22 protein-coding genes are annotated in these 24,001 nt (G+C 64.6%); 10 read left to right on the forward strand and 12 right to left on the reverse strand.

All coding sequences use genetic code 11. From position 1 onward, the window contains the following. Positions 1–80 precede the first annotated feature (80 nt). From QA649_RS25095 to QA649_RS25110, 4 genes are all read left to right on the forward strand, one after another. Entirely contained in the window at positions 81–746 is a 666-nt protein-coding gene (locus QA649_RS25095) for a GntR family transcriptional regulator (RefSeq protein WP_283019545.1), read from the forward strand. A gap of 193 nt (positions 747–939) precedes the next feature. Further along, positions 940–1,911, forward strand: a complete 972-nt coding sequence (locus QA649_RS25100; protein ID WP_283019546.1) for an MBL fold metallo-hydrolase — start codon at positions 940–942, stop codon at positions 1,909–1,911. 250 nt (positions 1,912–2,161) lie between these two features. Next, complete coding sequence (locus QA649_RS25105; protein ID WP_283019547.1) at positions 2,162–2,905, forward strand: SDR family oxidoreductase; 744 nt, start codon at positions 2,162–2,164, stop codon at positions 2,903–2,905. 42 nt (positions 2,906–2,947) lie between these two features. Beyond that, complete coding sequence (locus tag QA649_RS25110) at positions 2,948–3,370, forward strand: cupin domain-containing protein (protein ID WP_283019548.1); 423 nt, start codon at positions 2,948–2,950, stop codon at positions 3,368–3,370. A gap of 6 nt (positions 3,371–3,376) precedes the next feature. On the opposite strand, the gene QA649_RS25115 is transcribed toward QA649_RS25110, so the two are convergent. Next, positions 3,377–6,520, reverse strand: a complete 3,144-nt coding sequence (locus tag QA649_RS25115; protein ID WP_283019549.1) for an efflux RND transporter permease subunit — start codon at positions 6,518–6,520, stop codon at positions 3,377–3,379. 5 nt (positions 6,521–6,525) lie between these two features. Continuing rightward, a complete protein-coding gene (locus tag QA649_RS25120; protein WP_283019550.1) occupies positions 6,526–7,731 on the reverse strand; it encodes an efflux RND transporter periplasmic adaptor subunit in 1,206 nt (401 codons plus the stop codon). A gap of 197 nt (positions 7,732–7,928) precedes the next feature. Here QA649_RS25120 and QA649_RS25125 point away from each other — a divergent pair, with 197 nt between their 5' ends. Continuing rightward, a complete protein-coding gene (locus QA649_RS25125; protein WP_283019551.1) occupies positions 7,929–8,591 on the forward strand; it encodes a TetR/AcrR family transcriptional regulator in 663 nt (220 codons plus the stop codon). Here QA649_RS25125 and QA649_RS25130 read toward each other — a convergent pair. The 7 genes from QA649_RS25130 to QA649_RS25160 all read right to left on the reverse strand — a co-directional run bounded on the left by QA649_RS25130 (position 8,579) and on the right by QA649_RS25160 (position 15,073). Then, complete coding sequence (locus QA649_RS25130) at positions 8,579–9,337, reverse strand: sulfite exporter TauE/SafE family protein (protein WP_283019552.1); 759 nt, start codon at positions 9,335–9,337, stop codon at positions 8,579–8,581. The two genes, QA649_RS25125 and QA649_RS25130, sit on opposite strands and share 13 nt — an antisense overlap. Before the next feature lie 479 nt (positions 9,338–9,816). Next, the gene (locus QA649_RS25135) at positions 9,817–10,536 is read right to left on the reverse strand and encodes a haloacid dehalogenase type II (RefSeq protein ID WP_283019553.1); all 720 of its coding nucleotides are present in this window, start codon (positions 10,534–10,536) and stop codon (positions 9,817–9,819) included. Between the two features lie 143 nt (positions 10,537–10,679). Then, positions 10,680–11,681 (reverse strand): class II fructose-bisphosphatase, encoded by a 1,002-nt coding sequence (gene glpX / locus QA649_RS25140; RefSeq protein WP_211406282.1) that lies wholly within the window; start codon positions 11,679–11,681, stop codon positions 10,680–10,682. A gap of 81 nt (positions 11,682–11,762) precedes the next feature. After that, entirely contained in the window at positions 11,763–13,079 is a 1,317-nt protein-coding gene (locus QA649_RS25145; RefSeq protein WP_283019554.1) for a homoserine dehydrogenase, read from the reverse strand. A 29-nt stretch (positions 13,080–13,108) separates the two neighbouring features. Next, positions 13,109–14,329 (reverse strand): LL-diaminopimelate aminotransferase, encoded by a 1,221-nt coding sequence (locus tag QA649_RS25150; RefSeq protein ID WP_283019555.1) that lies wholly within the window; start codon positions 14,327–14,329, stop codon positions 13,109–13,111. A gap of 214 nt (positions 14,330–14,543) precedes the next feature. Then, positions 14,544–14,819, reverse strand: a complete 276-nt coding sequence (locus tag QA649_RS25155; protein WP_026311798.1) for a hypothetical protein — start codon at positions 14,817–14,819, stop codon at positions 14,544–14,546. Positions 14,820–14,884: 65 nt separating this feature from the next. After that, entirely contained in the window at positions 14,885–15,073 is a 189-nt protein-coding gene (locus QA649_RS25160; protein WP_283019556.1) for a hypothetical protein, read from the reverse strand. On the opposite strand from QA649_RS25160, the gene phaC reads away from it, so the two are divergent. From phaC to QA649_RS25175, 3 genes are all read left to right on the forward strand, one after another. Continuing rightward, positions 15,072–16,895: a class I poly(R)-hydroxyalkanoic acid synthase gene (gene phaC, locus QA649_RS25165; RefSeq protein ID WP_283019557.1), complete on the forward strand. Its 1,824-nt coding sequence runs from the start codon at positions 15,072–15,074 to the stop codon at positions 16,893–16,895. The genes QA649_RS25160 and phaC overlap by 2 nt on opposite strands. 64 nt (positions 16,896–16,959) lie before the next feature. Beyond that, on the forward strand, positions 16,960–17,358 hold the full coding sequence (locus tag QA649_RS25170; protein ID WP_018641729.1) for an MAPEG family protein: 399 nt from the start codon (positions 16,960–16,962) through the stop codon (positions 17,356–17,358). A 105-nt stretch (positions 17,359–17,463) separates the two neighbouring features. Further along, positions 17,464–17,787, forward strand: a complete 324-nt coding sequence (locus tag QA649_RS25175; protein WP_283019558.1) for a hypothetical protein — start codon at positions 17,464–17,466, stop codon at positions 17,785–17,787. Between the two features lie 88 nt (positions 17,788–17,875). Here the strand turns inward: QA649_RS25175 and argC are convergent, their stop codons facing one another. From argC to QA649_RS25190, 3 genes are all read right to left on the reverse strand, one after another. Then, positions 17,876–18,859, reverse strand: coding sequence for an N-acetyl-gamma-glutamyl-phosphate reductase (gene argC / locus QA649_RS25180; RefSeq protein ID WP_283019559.1), 984 nt, complete (start codon positions 18,857–18,859; stop codon positions 17,876–17,878). Then, a complete protein-coding gene (locus QA649_RS25185) occupies positions 18,856–19,524 on the reverse strand; it encodes an FMN-binding negative transcriptional regulator (protein WP_283019560.1) in 669 nt (222 codons plus the stop codon). Before QA649_RS25185 ends, argC begins: the two co-directional genes overlap by 4 nt. 326 nt (positions 19,525–19,850) lie before the next feature. Further along, on the reverse strand, positions 19,851–20,381 hold the full coding sequence (locus tag QA649_RS25190) for a DedA family protein (RefSeq protein ID WP_283019561.1): 531 nt from the start codon (positions 20,379–20,381) through the stop codon (positions 19,851–19,853). Positions 20,382–20,656: 275 nt separating this feature from the next. Between QA649_RS25190 and parE the strand changes: the two genes are divergently transcribed. Both parE and QA649_RS25200 read left to right on the forward strand, forming a co-directional pair. After that, positions 20,657–22,702, forward strand: coding sequence for a DNA topoisomerase IV subunit B (gene parE / locus QA649_RS25195; RefSeq protein WP_283019562.1), 2,046 nt, complete (start codon positions 20,657–20,659; stop codon positions 22,700–22,702). Positions 22,703–23,107: 405 nt separating this feature from the next. Further along, a complete protein-coding gene (locus QA649_RS25200) occupies positions 23,108–23,890 on the forward strand; it encodes a porin family protein (RefSeq protein ID WP_283019563.1) in 783 nt (260 codons plus the stop codon). Positions 23,891–24,001 lie beyond the last annotated feature (111 nt).

The raw sequence follows: 24,001 nt of genomic DNA on the forward strand, positions 1-24,001 counted from the left end.
AATTTGCGATTAGCAAGCCGGAACTTCCAAATTTTCACGCTTTCCGGGATTTTTGAATTCAAACTGGAGTCACACGTCCCATGCTTCACGAGGAGGTCGTCGGCCGCATCCGCGCCATCCTGCTCGACGGTGAGATCCCACCGGGCGCGCGGATTCCCGAGCGCGAGCTGTGCGAGCGGCTCGAGATCTCGCGCACGCCGCTGCGCGAGGCGCTCAAGGTGCTCGCCGCCGAAGGCCTCGTGCAGCTCCTGCCCCATCGCGGCTCGCGCGCGGCAAAGCTGACCGACAAGGACATGCGCGACCTGTTCGAGGTCTGCCAGGGCCTCGAAGCGCTCGCCGGCGAGCTCGCCTGCGAGCGCATCAGCGACGCCGAGATCGGCGCGATCGCCGCCGCGCATGACGAGATGGTGCGGCATTATCGCGAGGGCGATCTGATCCAGTACTATCGCGGCAACCGCGCCATTCACGAGGCCATCGTCACCGCGGCCGGCAATCCCGTCCTCGCGGGGCTCTATGCCTCCGTGACCGCGCGCATCCGCCGCGCGCGCTACGTCACGCCGATGACGCCGCAGCGCTGGGCGCTCGCCGTGAAGGAGCACGAGGCGATCGTGAACGCGCTGCAGCGGCGCGACGGCGCCGGCCTCTCCCACATCCTGCGTGCGCATCTGCGCCACAAGCGCGAGGAGGTCTTGCAGGCCGGCTTTGCCGAGACGGAGGCAAGCGACCTTACGCTGAGAATTGCGTGAGAGTCCTGTAAGGAAGATTCAGAGAACACAATCGCGACACAATCATTGATTGTTTCTTACTCTCCCCGCCATCGTCGCCAATCCGTTTCCTCTTGCGAGCCTGTCTGAACCGGCGCAGCATCCAACTGCCGGCCCAAGGCCGTACATCACGCGCGACCAATCGCGCGGTTCAAAACAGAAAATGGAGGAACGAATGACACTTGATGTCTCACGTCGGTCCCTGCTCGCGCTCGGTGCCGGCCTCGGTGCCAGTGCGCTTCTTGGCAGCAGTGCGATGGCACGCGCGCCCAAGCTCGGCACCCAGACGCCCTACTGGCACCGCTTCATTCTCGGCGATGCCGAAGTGACCGTCGTATCCGACGGACCGCTGCCGCTCGGCGATCCCTCCGGCACCTTCACCGGCGTTCCCAAGGAAGAGGTGAAGAAGATGCTGGCGGACAATTTCCTGTCGCCCGACAACGTCGTGCTGGAGCAGAACTCACCGATCGTGAACACCGGCGACAAGCTGATCCTGTTCGACACCGGCATGGGCTCATCCAAGATGTTCGGCGCCACAACTGGCCGGCAGCAGAAGAGCATGATGGAGGCAGGCATCAAGCCGGAGGATATCGATGCGGTGGTCTGCTCGCACGCGCATATCGACCATATCGGCGGCATCGTGGATGCCAACAACAAGCCGCTGTTCCCGAACGCACAGATCTACATCTCCCAGACCGATTTCGACTTCTGGACCGACGAAGGCAAGATGGGCAGCGCGGCCAAGGATTTTGTCGTGCATGCCCGCAAGAACCTGCTGCCGGTCCGCGATCGCATCGTGTTCTTCAAAGACGGCCAGGAATTCTTGCCCGGCGTGCAGGCGATCGCGGCGCCCGGTCACACCGTCGGCCACACCATCTTCATGGTTTCGTCAGCCGGCAAGTCGTTCGCCTTCCTCGGCGACCTCTCGCACCATTCGGTGCTGCTGCTGGAGCGGCCGCGCATGGAGTTCTCCTACGACACCGATCCGAAGCAGGCGGCAGAGTCGCGCGTGAAACTGCTGACCATGCTGGCGGCCAACAAGACGCCGGTGATGTCCTATCACTTCGCCTGGCCGGGCTATGGCCATGTCGCCAAGGCCGGTGACGGATTCCACTATTATCCCGAGCCGATGCAGATGACGTTGTAGCCGGTGCCATCAAGCCCAGGGTCGCGCATGTGCGGCCCGGGCACGTTATCGGATCCGCGCGCGCGACGGAGGGGAATGATCCCTGACCAATTCCTGTCCCCGCTCTCTGGAGCATTTTTCGGCAAGGCAGGCCCGTTCCAGGCAAGAGCCCGCCGCATTGCTCGGATAAGATTCTGCCCGCATCATTCATCGTCGCGAGAGCGTAACGCCCCCCGCGCACTCGCGTTCGAAAATGCCGAGGAGACATGCCATGAAGATCGTCGTGATCGGCGGTACCGGTTTGATCGGATCCAAGCTTGTGGCGAAGCTGAAGCAGCAGGGCCACGAGGCCGTAGCCGCCTCGCCGAAGTCGGGCGTGAATGCCGTCACCGGCGAAGGTCTCGCTGCCGTGCTCGCCGGCGCGGACGTCGTGGTTGACGTCGCCAACGCGCCGTCCTGGGAGCCTGCTGCCGTACTCGAATTCTTCCAGCGATCGAGCAAGAACCTCGCGACGACGGAGGCCACAGCGGGCGTCAAGCATCACGTCGCGCTGTCGATCGTGGGAACGGATCGCTCGCCTGAAATCGCCTATTTCCGGGCCAAGCTCGCGCAGGAAACCATCGTCAAGGCATCGTCGGTCCCCTACTCGATCGTGCGCGCCACGCAATTCTTCGAATTCCTCGGCGCCATCGCCGAGACGGGTGCGGCTGAGGGGCGGGTCGTCGTGCCATCGGCGGCGTTTCAGCCGATCGCATCCGACGACGTGGTCGCTTGTCTCGCGGAGGTCGCGACGGGGCAGCCGCTCAACGGCACCATCGATATCGCGGGACCCGAAAAGGCGCCCTTCAACGAGTTCGTCGCGCGCCGTCTGAAGGCGGCCGGCGACAGCCGTCCCGTCGTGGGAGACGCCAAGGCCGGATATTACGGCTCCCCCATCGAGGACACTTCGCTGGTCCCGCTCGGCGAGGCCAGGCTCGGGACAACGCCGCTCGCGGCATGGCTGGCGACAGTCTGAGGACCCTCGCGTCACTGCAACCTTGGCAATGAAGGACATCCCATGCGCAGACTGTTGATCGCGACGGCGGCGTGCGCCGTCGTCTTCCTTCCGGCACAGGCCGCCGAGACGCAGCCTGCAGCGAAATCGGCCAAGGTGAGCGTGGTGTTCGACCATGCCCTGCCGAATGTTCCGGGCAAGAGCATGAAGGGCGTGCTGGTCGAATATGGTCCCGGAGGCTTCTCACCGGCCCACATCCACGCGCGCTCCGCGTTCATCTATGCGACGGTGCTGGAGGGAGCGATCCGAAGCCAGGTCAATGACGAGCCCGCAAAAGTCTATCAGAAGGGCGAGAACTTTTTCGAGAAGCCCGGCGATCGCCACGCCGTCAGCTCCAACGCCAGCGACACCGAGCCTGCGAAGCTGCTGGCCGTGTTCGTGGTGGACACGGCCGATACCGAGCTGACGACGCCGATCGCGAAGTAGCGCGCACTATTCCGCGGGCTCCGCAGCGGCGACGGGATTTGCGGCGGCATCCGTCCGCTTGCCCGGAAATATCCTGCGGACCAGCACGAACAGCGCGGGCACGAAGAAGATGCCGAGCACGGTTGCCGCGATCATGCCGCCGGCAACGCCGATGCCGACCGCGTTCTGGCTGGCCGAGCCGGCCCCCGTCGCCACCGCCAGCGGCAGCACGCCGAGGATGAAGGCGAGCGATGTCATCAGGATCGGGCGCAGGCGCTGGCGCGCGGCGTGCAGCGTCGCCTCGACCAGGCTGCGGCCGGCCGCGATCTGCTCCAGCGCGAATTCGATGATCAGGATCGCGTTCTTGGAGGCGAGACCGATCGTGGTCAAAAGGCCGACCTGGAAATAGACGTCGTTGGCTTGGCCGAACAGCGTCGCTCCCGCCAGCGCGCCGAGCACGCCGATCGGCACCGTCAGTATCACCGCGAACGGAACCGACCAGCTCTCGTAGAGCGCGGCAAGGCTGAGGAAGACGATCAGCAGCGAGATCGAATAGAGATACAGCGTCTGGCTGCCGGTCAGCCGCTCCTGGAACGACAGACCGGTCCATTCGTGGCCGTAGCCCTTGGGCAGCTTGGCCATCTGCTCCTCCACCGCCTGCATCGCGACGCCCGAACTGATGCCCTGCCCGGCCTGGCCCTGCAGCTCGACGGCGGCAACGCCGTTGTAGCGCTCGAGGCGCGGCGAGCCAAAACTCCAGCGGTTGGTCGCCAGTGCCGAGAACGGTACCATGGAGCCCGAGGCATTGCGGACGTACCAGCGGCCGATGTCGCTGGTATCCATGCGGAACGGCGCGTCGCTCTGCACATAGACCTGCTTGACGCGGCCCCGGTCGATGAAGTCGTTGACATAGGCGCCGCCCCACGCCGCCGACAGCGTGGTGTTGAGGTCGCTCAGGCTGACGCCGAGCGCGGTGGCCTTGGCCTGGTCAACGTCGAGGTTGAATTGCGGCGTATCGTCCTGCCCGTTCGGCCGCGCTTGCGCGACGCGCGGGTCCGCCGCGAGCTGGCCGAGCAGCTGGTTGCGCGCCTGGATCAGCGCCTCGTGACCATTGCCGCCGGTGTCCTGGAGATAGAGATCGAAACCGCCGGCATTGCCGAAGCCAGGGATCGACGGCGGCAGCACCGCGAACACCATGGCGTCGCGGATCTTCATGAACGCGCCCATGGCGCGGCCGACCACGGCCTGCGCCGAGGTCGCAGGACTCTTGCGGTCGTCGAACGGTTTCAGGCTGACGAAGGCGAGGCCGACATTCTGGCCCTGCCCGGCAAAGCTGAAACCGCTGACCGCGAACACGCCCTCCACCGCATCCTTCTCGTTATCGAGATATTGATGCTCGACCTGCTTGATCACGTCGAGCGTGCGCACCGAGGTCGCGCCGACCGGAAGCTGGATCAGGGTCATGATCGTGCCCTGATCCTCCTCGGGCAGGAACGAGCTCGGCAGCCGCTGAAACAGGACGACCATGCCGGCGACGATCGCGACGAAGGCGATGATCACGCCGGCGATGCGCCTGATCGCGGCGCCTGCGGTGCGCTGATACCCGTCCGCCATGCGGTCGAAGCCGCGGTTGAACAGGCCGAAGAAGCCGGCTTGCGTGCCGTGATGCTTCGGCGGCTTCAGGATGGTCGCGCACAAAGCCGGCGTCAGCACCAGCGCCACCAGCACCGAAAGCAGCATCGCCGTGACGATGGTCAGCGCGAACTGCCGGTAGATGATGCCGACCGAGCCGTTGAAGAACGCCATCGGGATGAACACCGCCGAAAGCACGACGCCGATCCCGACCAGCGCGCCGGTGATCTCGCGCATGGACTTCTCCGTCGCCTCGCGCGGAGAGAGATGCTCCTCGACCATGACGCGCTCGACATTCTCGACCACGACGATGGCATCGTCGACCAGGAGGCCGATCGCCAGCACCATCGCGAACATCGTCAGCGTGTTGATGGAATACCCCGCGAGCGAGAGCACGCCGAACGTGCCGAGAAGCACCACCGGCACCGCGATGGTCGGAATGATGGTGGCGCGCCAGCTTTGCAGGAACACGAACATCACGACGAAGACGAGCGCGATCGCCTCGAACAGCGTGTGGATCACCTTTTCGATCGACAGCTTGACGAAGGGCGTGGTGTCGTAGGGATAGACGACGCGGAGCCCCTCCGGCATGGTGGCGCTGAGCTGGGCCACGCGCGCCTTCACCGCTTCCGAGGTCGCGACCGCATTGGCGCCGGTCGCAAGGCTGATGCCCATGCCGGCGGCCGGCTTGCCGTTGTAGCGCGCGGCGGAATCGTAGGACTTCGAGCCAAGCTCGACGCGCGCGACGTCGCCGATGCGCACCGTCTGGCCGGACGAGGCGGTCCTCAGGATGATGTCCTTGAACTGCTCGACCGTCTGCAGGCGGCTCTGCGAGGTGATGGTGGCATTGAGCTGCTGGCCGCCGACCGATGGAAGGCCGCCGAGCTGGCCGGCCGTGACCTGGGTGTTCTGGGTCTGGATCGCGGCGATGACATCGCCCGGCATCAGATTGTACTTCGTCAGCTTGTCCGGATCGAGCCAGATGCGCATGGCGTATTCGGCACCGAACAGCGTCACCTGGCCGACGCCAGCGACGCGGCTGATGGGATCATTGATCGACGACGCCACGTAATCGGAGATGTCGCTGGCGGCGAGCCTTCCATCCTCGGAGACGAAGCCGAGCACCATCAAAAAGCTCGCCGACGATTTCACCACCTTGATGCCCTGCTGCTGCACGACTTGCGGCAGCAAGGGGGTTGCGAGCTGGAGCTTGTTCTGCACCTGCACCTGGGCGATATCGGCGTCCGCCTCGTTGGTGAAGGTCAGTGAGATCTGCACCTGGCCGGTCGAGGTGCTCGACGACGACATGTATTGGAGATAGTCGAGGCCCGTCATGTTCTGCTCGATGACCTTGGTCACCGAGTTCTCGGCGGTCTCCGCGTTGGCTCCGGGATAGGTCGCCGTGATCGTGACCACGGTCGGCGCGATCTGCGGATATTGTGCGATCGGCAGCCGCAGGATGGCAAGCACGCCGCCCAGCATGATCAGGATGGCGATGACCCAGGCGAAGATCGGCCGCTTGATGAAGAAATGCGACATGACGATTACTGCTCGGTTGTGGCGGGTGCGGGCCGCGCATCGGCCTGCCGTGTCGAATTCACGGTGAGGCCGGTTGCGGGGTCGACCGCGACCTCGACGGTCTTCACGGGTGCGCCGGGACGGGCTTTCTGCGTTCCGTCGAGGACGAGGCGGTCGCCCGGCCTGGCGCCGGAACGGACGAGCCAGTTGCCGTCGACGTCCTCGCCGAGATCCAGCGTGCGCTGCTCGATCTTGCCGTCCTTGTCGACGAACATCGCCACCGCCTGCCCCAGCGGATTGCGCGAGACCGCCCGCTGCGGCACCAGGATCGCGTTCGGATCGACACCGGCGACGACGCGCGCGCGGACATACATGCCCGGCAGCAGCGCCCGCTCGGGATTGGCGAAGATCGCGCGCGAGGAAACCGAGCCGGTGCTCTCGTTGACGCTCGCATCGGTGAAGCCGTATTTGCCCTTGTGGCCGTAGGTCTTGCCGCTCTCCATCAGCAATTCGACCTGCACGCCCTCGGCCGGGCGCTTCAGCTTTCCGCTGGCGATCTGGTTGCGCAACCGCTCCATCTCCGAGGTCGACTGGTCGAGGTCGACATAGACAGGGTCGAGCTGCTGGATCGTCGTCATGGCGGTCGCCTGGCTTGCGGTGACCAGCGCGCCTGGTGTGATCGACGATTTGCCGATCCGGCCCGAGATCGAGGCGGTGACCTTGGTGCGGTCGAGCGAGATCGCGGCGGTGTCGCGGTTGGCTTCGGCCGCCTTCAGATCGGCCTCGCCCTGCTTGTAGGCGGCAACGGCATCGTCGACGTCCTGCTGGCTCGCCGCATTGGTCTGAAGCAGCTGGGTCTTGCGCGCCGCCTTCAGCTTGACGCTGACCAGCGTCGCCTCGGCCCGCTGCACCGCGGCCTCGGAGCTCGCCAGCGCGGCCTTGTACTGGACGGGGTCGATCTCATAGAGCAGATCGCCTTCCTTCACCTCGGCGCCCTCCACGAAATCGCGCTTGAGCAGAATGCCGGTGACCTGCGGCCGGACCTCGGAGACCTGGTAGGCGACGACCCGACCCGGCAGGACCGTCGAGATCTTCGCCTCCTGCGGCTTCAAGGTGAGAACGCCGACCTCCGGCACCATCTGCCGTGGTCCCGCTTGCTGGCCCTGTTCGCCGCAGGCTGCGAGCGACAGCAGAGCGAGTAACGGAACAGCGCGAACGATCGGGGGACGCATGATGACGATCCATGGGCTGAGATTTGGGATGAGGTTGCGGGCCTCCCGGAGAGGCCATTTACATTGACACATCTGGAAACTATGTAGTTTCCATCAGGAAACTTGGGAGTTTCCTTCTCCGAAGTCAAGTGCTAGGCTGCCCCGATGCGTCCGCTCAAGCAGTCGTGAACCGCCCCCAACTGAACGACAGGTTTTGCATGGCGAGGAAATCCGTCAGCCGCCGACAAGCCGCCGGCAGTCTGCCCCCCGAACGGGACGCCGCCCGTCCCGCACCCGATGCACGCCTGTTACATTTGCTGACGGCGGCGAAGGACACCTTCACCAGCAAGGGCTTTGCCGCGACGACCATGGACGACATCGCCGGCGCCGCCGGCATGTCGAAGAAGACGCTCTACAAGCTATTCGCGAGCAAGACCGAGCTGTTCCGCGCCATGCTGCTGCGCAGCCTGCCCGAAGCCGATTACGCCGAAGCTCCTTCGGAAGGATCGCCGGTGACCCGGCTTCGAAACATGCTCCGGGAGGCGGCGGACGTGGCGCTATCGCCGGGCGAGATCGCGCTGCAGCGCCTGATCATCGGTGAACGCCAGGCCTCGCCGGAGCTGGGGCGCATGTTCGCCGAGGTCATCATGGAGAGCGGCACAGAGCATATCGTCGAGTTGCTCAAGACGATTCGCCTGGAACGTCGCGTCGAGAGCGTGCCGCTGCGCCTCATCGCCGAAATGCTGTTCGGCATGGTGTTCGGCCACGATCATTTCAGGCTGCTGACGGACACCGAATTCCGGCTCAACCGCCGTGTGCTCGACCGGCGGATCGACCTCGCCATTGCGACGTTCTGTGCACCTGAGGATCAGGCGAGATAGCCGGACACACCGTCCCACAACAGCTTCAGCGCGGTAATGACCAGCAGGCCGTAGCAGGCCCGATAGATCTGCTGCTGGTCGAGCCTGCCGTGCAGCCGCCAGCCGAGCCAGACGCCTGAGGGAATCGCGAGCAGGCACGCGGCCATGACGATCCAGACGTTTCCAGTCGGCCGCACCAGCAGCAACCACGGCACCGCCTTGGTCGCATTGCCGACCGTAAAGAACAGGCTGGTCGTGCCCGCATAGACTTCCTTGCTGAGGCCGAGCGGCAGCAAATACATCGCCAACGGCGGTCCACCCGAATGCGCGACCATGGTCGTGACACCGGAGGCAAGACCGGCCGCGACGGCCTTCGGTGACGAACGCGGACGAATGACGACCTTCGGGTCGCTCACAAGCCATAGACCGACGAAGACCAGGGTGACGAGCGCCATCACGATGGCAACGGCGCGATGGTCGAGCACGCGAAACAGCAAATAGCCGAGCGCAATGCCGGCCACGAGCCCGGGCAACAGCAGCACGAGGTCCGGCTTCGACCAGGTCGACGGCTTCCAGTAGCGCAGCGCGAACAGGTCCATCGCGATGAACAATGGCGCCAGCAGGCCGCCGGCCGTGACCGGGTCCATCACGAACGACAGCAGCGGAATGCCGACGATCGAGAACCCGCCGCCGAATGCGCCCTTCATGAAGCAGATCAGGAACACCCCGGCAAAGGCGATGAGGACAGTAGTGACCGTCAGTGCCATCTGCGCGTCTCCAAGTCCGTCGCGTCCAAGTCAGTCGCGTCCAAGTCCGTCAGCCGCGTCCGGACAGCGCCGTTACTCCGCTTGCGACCTCGGGGGCCGACCGTCCTTGTTTCGGAAAAACAGGCCGGGCAGCACAGAGGGCAGTCCAAAGGTCAATCCGAGGAATGCCAGAAACAGATCGAGATAACTCAGGGGCAATGTCGTCACTCCGCTGGCACCAGGCGGTCCCGGTGCAATTTGCTGATTGCCCGGAATATGATCCGATATCCACATCGGTACAATATGAACATTGCTCTCGGTGCAATGTTGACCGGCAGGCTGGATCGCGCCCCGTCCCGAGCGTAGCCGTCCGATGGAGCTGAACGAGATTGCGGTCTTTGCCGTTGTGGCACGCATCTGACGGCCGCGCCCTCGCGCAGGCGTGATCGCGCGACCTGATGGTCACGCCAGCAGCAAATCTTTGAGCGAGAGCAGCGGTGCTAGCAGCCGAGCTGGTCGGCGATGCCGCCAAAGTCCTTCGCGACGATGTCCCAATTGCCGGTCGCCTCGAAATCGACCTTCTGCAGCGGACCGTACTCCGTCGGACGCGCCACGAACGCTGTCTTCAGACCGTACTTCTGCGCAGCGGCGAGATCGCCGTTGTGGGCGGCGACCATCATCACTTCTTCGGGCTTGAGGCCGAGCAGCCGTGCGGCACCGAGATAGGTTTCGGGATCGGGCTTGTAGTGCTCGAACAGCTCGGCCGACATGATGAGATCCCACGGCAGGCCGGCAAACTTGGCCATGTTGGTGAGGAGCGCGACGTTGCCGTTCGACAGCGGCGAGATCACGAATTTCGTCTTCAACCGGGTCAGGCCGGCGACGCTGTCGGGCCACGGATTGAGGCGGTGCCAGCCCTTGGTGAGGTGATCGAGGTCGACCTCGGTGAGGCCCTTGATCTCGAACTTCTCGACCAGCTTCTCCAGCGAGCGGCGATGCAGATCGTCGAGCATGACATAGCCGCGCTCGGGATGTTTGCGCACGTCATCCATCGACGCGACATACATGCCGCGCCAGCCGTCGACCAGAGCGGTCCAGTCGGCGCTGATGCCGCGGCCCTTCGCCCACCACATGAAGTCGGTGATCAGGCTGGTGCGCCAGTCCACGACCGTGCCGAACACGTCGAAGACGAGGGCTTTGACGGCGGAAAGGTCGGACATGTGCGCTTCCCTTGTTGTTCTTGTTGGCGTTCCGGGGCGAAAGGACCGCGCAAAGCGCGGCCCTGAGAACCCGGAATCTCGCGCCGTCATCTCTGGATTCCGGGTTCGACGCTTTCGCGTCGCCCCGGAATGACTCAGAGGAATTAGTCCAGGTGGAACTTCGCGAGCTCGCGGTGCTCGGCCTTGATGTAGCGCACGGTGCCGGTGACGGAGCGCATCACCACCGTCTCGGTCTCGATCACGCCGTCCTTGCGGAATTTCACGCCCGAGAGCAGCGAGCCCGTGGTGACGCCGGTGGCGGCGAACAGGCAGTCGCCCCGCGCCATGTCCTCGATGCCGTAGATCATCTTGGGATCGTTGACGCCCATCTTGGCGGCGCGCTCGCGCTTCTCGTCGGAATCGAGGATCAGGCGGCACTGCATCTGGCCACCGATACAACGCAGCGCCACGGCCGCCAGCACGCCTTCCGGCGCACCGCCAGTGCCGAGATACATGTCGACGCCGGTGTTGTCGGGGTCGGCGCAGTGGATCACGCCGGCGACGTCGCCGTCGGTGATGAGGCGCACGGCAGCCCCAGTCGAGCGCACGCTCTCGATGATGCTGGCATGGCGCGGACGGTCGAGCACGAGAACGGTGATGCCATCAGGCTTGACACCCTTGGCCTTGGCGAGCCGGCGCACATTGTCGGCGGGCGAGGCATCAATTTCGACAACACCCTTGTCATAACCGGGACCGATCGCGAGCTTCTCCATGTAGACGTCGGGCGCGTGCAACAGCGTGCCGCCGTCGGCCATCGCCATGGTGGCGATCGAGCCCGGCATGTTCTTGGCGCACAGCGTGGTGCCTTCGAGCGGGTCGACCGCGATGTCGACTTGCGGGCCGGCCTTGAGGCCGACCTGCTCGCCGATATAGAGCATCGGCGCCTCGTCGCGCTCACCCTCGCCGATCACGATGGTGCCCTGGATCGGCAGCTTGTTCAGCTCGCGCCGCATGGCGTCGACCGCGGCCTGGTCGGCCGCCTTCTCGTTACCGTGCCCGCGCAGTCGCGCCGACGACACCGCCGCCCGCTCCGTCACCCGCACGATCTCCAGCGTGAGAATGCGCTCGAGCAAGGCGTGCGGGGGGACTTCAATATGGGTCGACATCGGCTAGCTCCTTCGAAGACGTTTGGGACGGAAATCTCCGTCCGTATCAACTCGTAACACCAACAGTTCGTTCGAACCGTGTCAGTTCTTCTCGATCCTTATGACCTGCGGCCGTCCGCTGATGACCTTGTCCTTCTGCACGGCGGCGAGCGCGCGTCGCACGGCATCCTCATGCGTTGCGTAGGTGATCAGGATGACGGGCACCGGCACCGCCTTGCCGTCGGCCGGCGCAGCGCCGCCATTGGGATGGCGCTGCACGATCGACTCGATCGAAATCTTCTGTTCTGCAAGCCGGGTCGCGATCGCAGCCGCGGTGCCCGGGAAATCTCGCGCCAGCAGGCGGATGTAGTAGCCGCCTTCATGCCGCTCCATCGGCGCCTTCTTGGTGTCGCACAGATGCGCGATCGGTCGGCCGAACGGATTGGCGCGGATGCCGCGCGCAACATCGGCGATGTCGGCGACGACGGCCGATGCCGTAGCAGCACCGCCGGCGCCGGGGCCGACCAGCGTGATCGGCGGGATGCCCTCGCCATCGATCGTGACCGCATTGGTGACACCCATCACCTGCGCGATCGAGGAGGATTTGGGAACCATGGTCGGATGCACGCGCTGCTCGATGCCCTTGGCGGTGCGAACGGCAACGCCGAGCAGCTTGAGCCGGTAACCGAGATCGTCGGCGGCGCGCAGGTCTTCCGGCGCGATGGAGGAGATACCTTCGACATACACCGCGCTTTGAGCAACTTTCGTGCCGAAAGCGAGGCTGGCGAGGATCGAGAGTTTTTGCGCAGTATCGTGGCCGTCGACGTCGAAGGACGGATTGGCCTCGGCATAGCCGAGCCGCTGTGCATCCTTCAGACACTCGGCAAAGGAGAGGCCCTCCTGCTCCATCCGGGTCAGGATGTAATTGCAGGTGCCGTTGAGGATGCCGTAGACGCGGTTGATGCCGGTTCCGGCAAGACCCTCGCGTAACGTTTTGATGACGGGAATCGCGGCGCCAACGGCTGCCTCGAAATTCAGCGCGCCGCCGTGCTTTTCGGCGGACTTCGCCAGCTTGATGCCGTGCTTGGCGAGCAGCGCCTTGTTGGCCGTGACGACCGACTTGCCGGCATTGAGCGCAGCTTCGACCGCGGAGAGCGCGGGATCGCCCGCGCCGCCCATCAGCTCGACGAAGCAGTCGACCTCGGGATGGGTGGCGAGCGCAAGCGGATCCTTGGCCCATTCGACGCCGCGCAGGTCGATGCTGCGCTTCTTGGCCTTCGAGCGCGCCGTGACGGCGACGACGCGAATACCGCGGCCGCTGCGCCCCGCGAGCACGCGCGCTTGCGTTTCAATCAAACGGACGACTTCGGCACCCACGGTGCCGAGCCCCGCTATGCCCACTTTCAGGGGTGCGACCATGATGCTTTCAGAAAACCTGTCGAAGAGAATTAGCGCCGGTTGGCGAGCGGAACGACGTTGTGCAACGTTTCGATGCCGCTTTCAAGGAAGCGGCGCACGCCGCGCGCGGCCTGCCTGATCCGTTGCTCGTTTTCCACCATGGCGATGCGGACATATCCTTCACCATGCTCGCCGAAGCCGACGCCGGGCGACACCGCCACGCCGGATTTCTCCACCATCAGGGTCGCGAACTGCATGCTGCCGACGCTGCGGAAGGCTTCCGGCAGCGGCACCCAGGCAAACATCGAAGCCTCCGGCGGCGGAATCTCCCAGCCGGCGCGGCCGAACGACTCCACCAGCGCGTCGCGGCGCTTGCGATAGGTGTCGCGCATCTCCTTGATGCAATCGTCCGGGCCGTTCAATGCCGCGGTCGCGGCGACCTGCACCGGCGTGAAGGCGCCGTAGTCGAGATAGGATTTGACGCGGGCAAGCGCTGCGATCACGCGCTCATTGCCGACCGCAAAGCCCATGCGCCAGCCGGCCATCGAATAGGTCTTCGACATCGAGGTGAACTCGACGGTGACGTCCATCGCGCCCGGCACCTGGAGCACCGAGGGCGGCGGGTTGTTCTCGTCGAAATAGACCTCGGCATAGGCGAGATCGGACAGGATCAGGATCTCGTGCTTCTTCGCGAAGGCGACGAGGTCCTTGTAGAAGTCGAGGCTCGCGACATAGGCGGTCGGGTTGGAGGGATAGCAGACCACCAGCGCCAAGGGCTTCGGGATCGAATGCACGATCGCCCGCTCCACCGCCTCGAAGAATTGCGGCGTCGGCTCCGAGGGCACCGAGCGGATCACGCCGCCCGCCATCAAAAAGCCGAAGGCGTGAATCGGGTAGCTCGGGTTCGGACAGAGGATGACGTCACCTGGCGCGGTGATCGCCTGCGCCACGTTGGCAAAGCCCTCCTTGGAGCCGAGCGTCGCCACCACCTGGGTGTCGGGGTTGAGCTTCACGCCGAAGCGGCGCTCGTAATAGGCGGCCTGGGCCCGGCGCAGACCCGGGATGCCGCGGGAGGCCGAATAGCGGTCGGTGCGCGGCTTGCCGAGCGTCTCCTTGAGCTTCTCCAGCACATGCGGCGGCGCCGGCAGGTCCGGATTGCCCATGCCGAGGTCGATGATGTCGGCGCCGGCATTCCGCGCGGCCGCCTTGGCCCGGTTGACCTGCTCGAACACGTAAGGCGGAAGGCGGCGGATGCGGTAAAATTCTTCCATGGCTCTCTGGGCTCCGGGCAACCGGTCAGGACAGAATCGACTGGCCACGAGCGCTGATCGTTAAAGCGCCCGGCCCGGCCGCTAAATGGCTCAAAATCAAATACTTAGAGCAATTTTCGACGGCGGAAGCTGAAGTCGTTCGCCCTGACTCTCGGCTGAACTCAGGTCTTTTAGCACGGCAAGACGGGGGCGCCAGCGATTACCTTGCACTGCCTCATTTGGCGTCTTTGGCGGCAACGGCCTGGCGGTCGCGCGCCGCGGCAAGCTCGGCCTCGATCTTGGCGCGCTGGTCCGGCGGGATGATCGCCTGATCGCGATCCGGCGGCAGGTCGTGCACCGGCAAATAGCTGCCGGGCTCCTTGGGATGAGCCTGCGCGTCCGCAGGCGTGAGATCCGCGAGCTGACTCGAGCAGCCGCCCAGGGCGAGCGCCACCATCAGCAGCGCGCCGCGGATCGGCAGCGTCTTTTGCAGGTCCCTTAACGCCAACACTTGGGAATCCCCTACTCGTCCCAAAGCACGGCCCCGGGTAAGCCTACCCGACGCCGCGCCCAAGCTCAAACCATTGCTGCCCAAATGGTGCGAGCGAGAAAACAGCCCGGCACTACCAAGCCGAGCGGTGCGGCCTGATTATGACGGAACCAGGAAAACTTGTCGCAGTGCAGCACATCTTCGTGCGTGTTTAACGCCAAACCTGCGAGCTTCGCGGTGACGAATACGGAATGAATCGTTACTGTTCTGGCCATGAGTACCGCCACGACCGACAAGCCCAGCTCCGGGGCAAACCAGTCCGAGACGAAGTTCGATGCGGAAGCCTTCGCGATGAACGTCGCGCAGGCGATGGAAAGCGGTGGCAAGGCGCTGGCCGCCTACCTCAAGCCGCGCGAGAGCGGCGAGGTGCAGGACCGCCCGCCGCCCGAGCTCACCGAGATGGTCAAGACCTTCACCGCGGTTGCCGAATACTGGCTGTCGGACTCCTCGCGCTCGTCCGATCTGCAGACCAAGCTCGCCAAGGACTATCTCGACCTCTGGGGCTCGGCAGCGCGCCGCATGGCCGGCCAGAACGCCGAGCCGGCGATCGCGCCCTCGCCGCGCGACAAGCGCTTCGCCGATCCGGAATGGAAGTCGAACCAGTTCTTCGATTTCGTGATGCAGCTCTATCTGCTCACGACGAAATGGGCGCAGGAGCTGGTGCGCGACGCCGACGGCCTCGATGCGCACACCCGCCGCAAGGCGGAGTTCTACGTCCAGCAGGTCGCCAACGCGATCTCGCCCTCGAACTTCGTGCTGACCAATCCGGAAGTGCTGCGCGAGACGATGGCGAGCAGCGGCGGCAACCTGGCGCGCGGTCTGAAGATGCTGGCCGAGGACATCGCGGCCGGCAAGGGCATGCTGAAGATCCGCCAGTCCAACCCGGACAATCTCGTCGTCGGCGTCAACATGGCGACGACGCCGGGCAAGGTGATCTACCAGAACGAGATGATGCAGCTGATCCAGTACTCGCCGACCACGGAGAAGGTGCTGCGCACCCCGCTCCTGATCGTGCCGCCCTGGATCAACAAGTTCTACATCCTCGATCTCAAGCCGGAGAAATCCTACATCAAGTGGTGCGTCGACCAGGGCATCACCGTGTTCGTGATCTCATGGGTCAATCCCGACAAGCGGCTCGGCACCAAGAGCTGGGAAGACTACATGAAGGAAGGCCCGCTCACGGCGATGGACGTGATCGAGAAGGTCACCGGCGAGATGAAGGTCCACACCGCCGGTTATTGCGTCGGCGGCACCATGCTCGCGACCACGCTGGCCTGGCTCGCCGAGAAGCGCCGCCAGCGGGTCTCGTCGGCGACGTTCTTCGCGGCGCAGGTCGACTTCACCCATGCGGGCGATCTCCTTGTCTTCGTCGACGAGGAGCAGATCGCCGCGCTCGAGCACGACATGAAGGCGGCCGGTGTGCTCGAAGGCTCGAAGATGGCGATGGCCTTCAACATGCTGCGCTCCAACGACCTGATCTGGTCCTATGTCGTCAGCAACTATCTGAAGGGCCAGCAGCCGAGCGCGTTCGACCTGTTGCACTGGAATTCCGATGCGACGCGGATGACGCAGGCGAACCATTCCTACTACCTGCGCAACTGCTATCTGGAGAACCGGCTCTCGACCGGCACGATGGTGCTCGACAACACGTTGCTCGATCTCTCCAAGGTCAAGGTGCCCGTCTACAACCTCGCCACCCGCGAGGACCATATCGCTCCGGCCGAGTCGGTGCTGTACGGCTCGCAATTCTTCGGCGGGCCTGTGAAGTATGTGCTGTCCGGCTCGGGCCACATCGCGGGCGTGGTCAATCCGCCGACCTCGAACAAGTACCAGTACTGGACCAACGACAACATCAAGGACGTCACGGTCGCGGACTGGATGAAGGGCGCGGTCGAGCACAAGGGTTCGTGGTGGCCGGACTGGCGCGAATGGCTGGGCAGCCTCGATCCCGAGGAAGTCCCGGCGCGCGTGGTCGGCAGCGAGGCGCTGCCGCCGATCGAGGACGCACCCGGCAGCTATGTCAGGGTTCGCGCATAGCGGACTCTGCCGCGCTCTTGTATAGACTCGCTCTCAACACGGCGACGACAGAGGGGACCGGACTATGACGCGCGAATTGTTCTGGCTGACACTGACGGTGATCCTGACCGGGATCCTCTGGGTTCCCTACATCATCAACCGCTGCCAGGTTCGTGGCCTTTCCGGAGCCATGGCCAATCCGTCGCGCGGCGACAAGCCGCAAGCCGAATGGGCGAACCGACTGATGTTCGCGCATGACAATGCGGTCGAGAACCTCGTGATCTTCGCGCCGCTGGTGCTGATCCTGAACGCGATCGACTATTCCACGACATGGACCGTGCTCGCCTGCGCCGTCTATTTCTGGGCCCGCGTCGCCCATCTGATCGTGTACGCGCTCGGCCTGCCGGTGTTCCGCACCCTCGCCTTCACCGTCGGCTTCCTCGCGCAGGCCGTGCTGGCGCTGGCGATCTTCAAGGTGGTCTGAGCATCCGAAAGGAGCTGCAGGGGTCTGCAATCTGCGATATTGTCACGCGGGCTGAGGCAACCGATGCGAGGATGCCCGATGCGGACCCTTCTTTCAGCCGTCGCAATGATCGCGCTCGCCGGAGCTTGCAGCGAGGCCGGCGCGCAGGCGCAATGTCCTGAACTAATCCGCCTGCGCAGCGAGGCCGTCGAGGCCTCAAAGCCGATGACGCGCACTTTGATGTCGAGCCGCTGCGATGCCTATGTTCGCGCGTCCCTCGCCTGGAGCGCCGCGGTCGACTACGCGCGCGATCATCAGGACGTGTGCGATATTTCCAATCGCTTGCTGAGCGACCTCGAGAAATACCATCTCGATAGCGTGGCTGCCCGCAACAATGTGTGTGCGGGCCGACCTGTTCGGCCATTCCCGGCCGACGTCGTTCTCCAGTGAGGAACGGCGCGCGAGCCATGTCGCGCGCCGCCTTTGCAGCGCACCGCCGAAGCGGCGCCGCGCTGCGTCCATGGCACGAGAGCCTTCCCTACTCCTCCGGCAAGCCCAGCATCAGCCGCATGTTCTGCACGGCCGCGCCCGAGGCGCCCTTGCCGAGATTGTCGAGCCGGGCGACCAGCACGGCCTGGTGATATTTGTCGCTGGCGAAGACGTAGAGCTCGAGCATGTTGGTCTCGTTGAGCGCCTCCGGCTCGAGCCGGCCGCCCTTGGTCGCCTCGTTCTGCAGCGGCATCACCTTGACGTATTTCGAGCCGGCATACCGCTTGGCCAGCGCGGCCTGAAGGTCGGCACCGCCAGGCTTGCCCGGCAGCGTGTCGAGCTGGAGCGGCACCGAGACCAGCATGCCCTGGCGGTAGTTGCCGACCGAGGGAATGAAGATCGGCCGCCGCGTCAGGTTCGAATAGAGCTGCAGCTCCGGCAGGTGCTTGTGCTCGAAGCCGAGGCCATAGAGTTCGAAGGACGGCGCGCTGCCGTCTTCAAAACTCGCGATCATCGACTTGCCGCCGCCGGAATAGCCGCTCACCGCGTTGACGGCGACGGGATAGTCAGGCGGCAACAGGCCGGCATCGACGATCGGCCGCAGCAGTGCGATGCCGCCGGTCGGATAGCAGCCGGGATTGGAGACCTTCTTCGCCGCCTTGATCTTGCCGGCCTGGTCCGCGGTCAGCTCCGGAAAGCCGTAGGCCCAGTCGGGTGCGACCCGGTAGGCGGTTGAGGCGTCCAGCACCTTCGGCCCCGAAGCTCCCATGCTGTCGACCAGCGCCACCGTTTCCCTGGCGGCATCGTCGGGCAGGCAGAGGATGACGAGATCCACCTCTTCCATCAGCGCCTTCTTGGCCGCGGGATCCTTGCGCTTGTCGTCGGCGATGGTCTTCACCGCAACGTCGCTCTGGAGCTTCAGCCGCTCGTTGATGCCGAGCCCGGTGGTGCCGGAGCCGCCGTCGACGAAGACGGTGGCGGGCTTCTTGGCCGCGCCGGTGGTCGGGGTTTTCGTGGTTTCCGTGAGGCTCATGGAACGCTCCTTTCGAGCTTGTTGGTCTCGGCCGCAAAGGCTTCCGGCCTCACGTCCTGCATCAGTTGCGCGATTTTCCTGGCGTCGGCCGCGGGCTGCGCGCCGAGCGCATTGGCGATCGCCGTATAGTCGGCGTCGGACTTGTGCTGGTTGAGCTTGAAGCTGCCCTCGACCTCTTCAACCGTCATGACCAGACCCACGATCCCCTTCTTCATCGCTTCCAGCCGGCCCGCCGTCATCTTGCCCGAGGTCCATGGCTTCTTCGGCAGCAGCCAATTCTCGAACTTGTCGCTGAGCGTGTCGACCTGCACCGCGAGCTCCTCATCCGACAACGGCCGGACTGGCCCGCTCAGGTGCACCGACTGGTAGAGCCAGGTCGGGACCTGATCCGGCGAGACGTACCAGTCCGGCGATACATAGGCATCGGGGCCGTTGACCGCGAGCATCCAGGCGGCCGCGCCGTCCGCCAGCTTTAGCAGCGGATTGTGACGGGCGACATGAAAGGCGGCCTGCGGCGTGCCGTCAGCCGCATAGGTCAAATAGAACGGCAACGGCGAGGCGATCGGCCTCTTGCCGTCGAAGGCGCACATGGTGCCGAAGCCGCGCTCCTCGGCGAATTTCAGGCTCGCGGCGCGGTCCTGCTTGAAAAAGGGTGGCGTGTACATCGTGGTCTCCTGCTGGGCCTCCTTGTGGGAGCCGCCGGATCAGATCGCGCTGACAGGAGAGAGAATGCCGCGGATCGGATCCAGCGGCAAAGACGATGATCTCAAACGCGATCGACCGCCCAAACCGCTAAAGTGCGGCGGCGGCGACGGGCGAACAGGATGGTCGCGGCGTTGATCATGGCGCGCGGCTATAAGGCCAGATGCGGTTCCCGTCAAGGTAACCGTTGTCATTCCGGGGCGATGCAAAGCGTCGAACCCGGAATCTTGAACCTCAATCTCGAGATTTCCGGGTTCGCTCGCGTCGCGAGCGCCCCGGAATGACGCGGCTAGATCAGCCGCCAGATCCCTTCCATGACCTTGGCGATCACGTCGCCGAACAGCAGCAGTGCGGCCGACCAGATCAGGGCCGAGACGAAATTGGCGGCCTGGAAGCTCCAATAGGGCATCTCGAAAATGCCGGCCGCGAGCGGCACCGAGGCGCGCAATGGGCCGAAGAAGCGGCCGATGAAGATGCTGGGTATCCCCCAGCTCCGCACGAAGGCCTCGCCCCTCGGCAGCAGCTCCGGATAACGCGAGAGCGGCCACATCTGGGCGACGTGTTCCTTGTAGCGGTAGCCGAACCAATAGGAGACCCAGTCGCCGAGCGCCGCCCCGAGGCCGCCGGCGATCCAGACAGGATAGAAGCTGATGCCGCTCACCCCGATCAGCGCGCCGATCGCAACCAGCGCGCCCCAGGCCGGGACCAACAGCGAGATGAAGGCGAGCGACTCCCCGAAGGCCAGCAGGAACACGATTGGAGCCGCCCAGGCCTGGTGAGCGCGCACGAAGTCGGTCAGGGCGTGCGCAAACTGCTCCATTCCGAAAATAGCCTTCCCGACCGCTCAAGGTGCTGCTCGATGAAAACGACTGGTAAGCCAAGGGCTTGTGTGACATCAAGTCACAAAAGCCGATCCAAACAGGCCCGAGACGTCAAATTGCCGGGAACTAATGGCAAGGCGGCGTAAAATCGCCGGGATTGGCTCCCAATCCACGTGGCCTGGCCGACCCCGGCGGTAACCTTTCCAAGCCAGAAGTGGCATAGTCCGCTTAACCGATTCGCCGCCCACGCGGCCCCCTAAGCACATCAAGATATATGTCCAAGCAGTTGAAGCCAAAAGCAAAAGACGACTTTTTCGGCGGCGATGAGCCCAAGCCCCGCACCGCCGCCAAGGCAGCACCGCGCGGAAGCGGCGGTGAAGCCGACTACACCGCGGCCGACATCGAGGTGCTCGAAGGCCTCGAACCGGTGCGGCGCCGGCCCGGCATGTATATCGGCGGAACCGACGAGAAGGCGCTGCATCACCTCTTCGCCGAAGTCATCGACAACTCGATGGACGAGGCGCTGGCGGGACACGCGACCTTCATCGGAGTCGAGCTGAGCGCAGACGGGTTCCTGACCGTCACCGACAACGGCCGCGGCATCCCGATCGACCCGCATCCGAAATTCCCGAAGAAGTCGGCGCTCGAAGTCATCATGTGCACGCTGCATTCGGGCGGCAAGTTCGACAGCAAGGTCTATGAGACCTCGGGCGGTCTGCACGGCGTCGGCATCTCCGTCGTCAACGCCCTCTCCTCGCGCCTCGAAGTCGAGGTCGCACGCAGCCAGAAGCTTTATCGCATGAGCTTTGAGCGCGGCCATCCCAAGGGCAAGCTCGAAGACCTCGGTAAGGTCAACAACCGCCGCGGCACGCGCGTGCGCTTCAAGCCCGACACCGACATCTTCGGCGCCAAGGCCGCGTTCAAGCCGCAGCGCCTGTTCAAGATGACTCGCTCGAAGGCCTATCTGTTCGGCGGCGTCGAGATCCGCTGGAACTGCGCGCCCGAACTGCTCAAGGGCGTCGAGGACGTGCCGGCGGAGGCGACGTTCCACTTCCCCGGTGGCCTCAAGGATTATCTCGCCGCGGCGATCCACGCCGACACGCTGGTGCATCCCGACATCTTCTCGGGCAAGTCGGGCCGCAACGGCGCGCATGGCGCCTGCGAATGGGCCGTGGCCTGGACCGCGGACGCCGACGGCTTCCTGTCCTCCTACACCAACACCGTGCCGACGCCGGATGGCGGCACGCACGAATCCGGCCTGCGCAGCGCCCTTTTGCGCGGCCTGAAGGATCACGCTGAACGCGTCGGCCAGGGCAAGCGCGCCTCCTCCATCACCTCCGAAGATGTGATGGTCGGCGCGGCCGTGATGCTCTCGGTGTTCGTGCGCGAGCCCGAATTCCAGGGCCAGACCAAGGATCGTCTCGCCACGGCGGAAGCGCAGCGCATCGTCGAGCAGGCGATGAAGGATCCGTTCGACCATTGGCTGTCGGGCAATCCGAACATGGCCAACCGGCTGCTCGACTTCGTGATCGACCGCGCCGAGGAACGGCTGCGCCGCCGCCAGGAAAAGGAAACCGCGCGAAAAACCGCCGGCAAGAAGCTGCGCCTGCCCGGCAAGCTCGCCGACTGCACCGATGCCGGCACCGAAGGATCCGAGCTCTTCATCGTCGAGGGCGACTCGGCCGGCGGCAGCGCCAAGCAGGCGCGCGACCGCAAGACGCAGGCGGTGCTGCCATTGCGCGGAAAAATCCTCAACGTCGCCTCCGCCGGCAAGGACAAGCTGACGGCGAACGCGCAGCTCTCCGATCTCGTGCAGGCTATCGGCTGTGGCCAGCTCCTGCATTATCGCGAAGAGGATCTGCGCTATCAGCGCATCATCATCATGACCGACGCCGACGTCGACGGCGCCCACATCGCTTCGCTGCTGATCACGTTCTTCTACCGGCAGATGCCGCGGCTGATCGACGAGGGCCACCTCTTCCTCGCGGTGCCGCCGCTCTACAAGCTCACGCACGGTTCGAAATCGGTCTACGCCCGCGACGACGCGCACAAGGAGGCTCTGCTCAAGAGCGCGTTCAACGCCAACGCCAAGGTCGAGGTGAACCGCTTCAAAGGTCTCGGCGAGATGATGCCGGCGCAGCTCAAGGAAACCACCATGGATCCGAGCAAGCGGACGCTGCTCAAGGTGGTCCTGCTTGCCGACGACCGCGACACGACGGCGGATTCGGTGGAGCGGCTGATGGGCACCAAGGCCGAAGCGCGCTTCGCCTTCATCTCGGACAAGGCCGAATTTGCCAGCGAGGAGCTGCTCGACGTCTGACGTCACGCGCCCCAGTCCAACAAAGCCCCCGGCTCCGTCAGGTCCGGGGGCTTTTTTCATGTCGGGGGACGATATCGCTCGTCCCAGCGGTTCCCGCCGAAGCGCGACTCGGCCAGCGACTCAGCGGCCCCAAGGCTGAGGCAGGACTGCCTCCACTTCCGACAAAGCCGAATTTCCTAACGAAAACTTACCTAGGCCCGCAACTCGGATATCTTCGTAACATGCTGATATTATGTAGATTTCTTGACACCCCGCATCATCACCTCAAAACCCTGCTGACCGGCGTTTTCCGGAGACTGTGCCTGCCACGCAACAGCTTTTCGACGGGAAACGTCTATAGTCCGGGCATCAGATGACACGGACTTCAGTGCGCTCGCGCCTGCTACCAAGGTTGGGGATTTTATCATGAAGAAGATTTTGCTGGCTCTGACCGCGGTTGCGGCGATGACCGGTTCGGCCTCGGCGGCTGACCTCGCGGCCCGTCCCTACGTCAAGGCTCCGATGGCGGCTCCCGTCGCCAACTGGACCGGCTTCTACATCTTCGGCGGCGGCGGCGGTGGCCTCTCCAACGCCGACCAGTCTGTCCAGACCACGGTCGGCGCTGTTCCGCTGACCATCACCCAGCGTCAGGGTGGCTCGGGCTGGTTCGGCACCGTCGGCCTCGGCTACGACTGGCAGTTCAGCGGCACCTGGGTCGCCGGCGTGTTCGCTGACGGTCAGTTCGGCAGCATCCGCGCCACGGTTCAGGATCCGATCAACGGCTGGACCGGCAACCAGAAGCTGGAAGACTCCTGGGCCGCTGGTGTTCGCCTCGGCTGGCTGGTCGCCCCGAACGTTCTCTCCTACGTCAACGGCGGTTACTCCGGCGCTCACTTCGGCCAGACCAACTTCCTGACCCTGGCTGGCGTGCCGGCCGGTGCTCACCTCGGCAGCTACAACCGCAACGGCTGGTTCATCGGCGGCGGCGTCGAGAACAGCCTGAACATCTTCGGCATCACCTCGCCCGGCTGGTTCATGAAGACCGAGTATCGTTCGGCCTTCTACAACGCCAAGACCCAGACCGAGCTGTCCGACGTCGGCAACGTGCCGCTCGCCAACAGCATCCGCGCCAACAGCTGGAACCAGACGATCTCGACCTCGCTGGTCTACCGCTTCAACTGGACCGGTCCGGTCGTCGCCAAGTACTGATCTGATCTCACATTCAGACGTCAAAGCCCCGGCATCGTCCGGGGCTTTTTCGTTGTGGGATCACCTTGCGCAGCACATGCGTCCTCCCGGTGGTCTGCATCCCCTGCCCAT

Origin of the sequence: Bradyrhizobium sp. CB1717, assembly GCF_029714325.1 — a bacterium.
GTDB lineage: Bacteria > Pseudomonadota > Alphaproteobacteria > Rhizobiales > Xanthobacteraceae > Bradyrhizobium.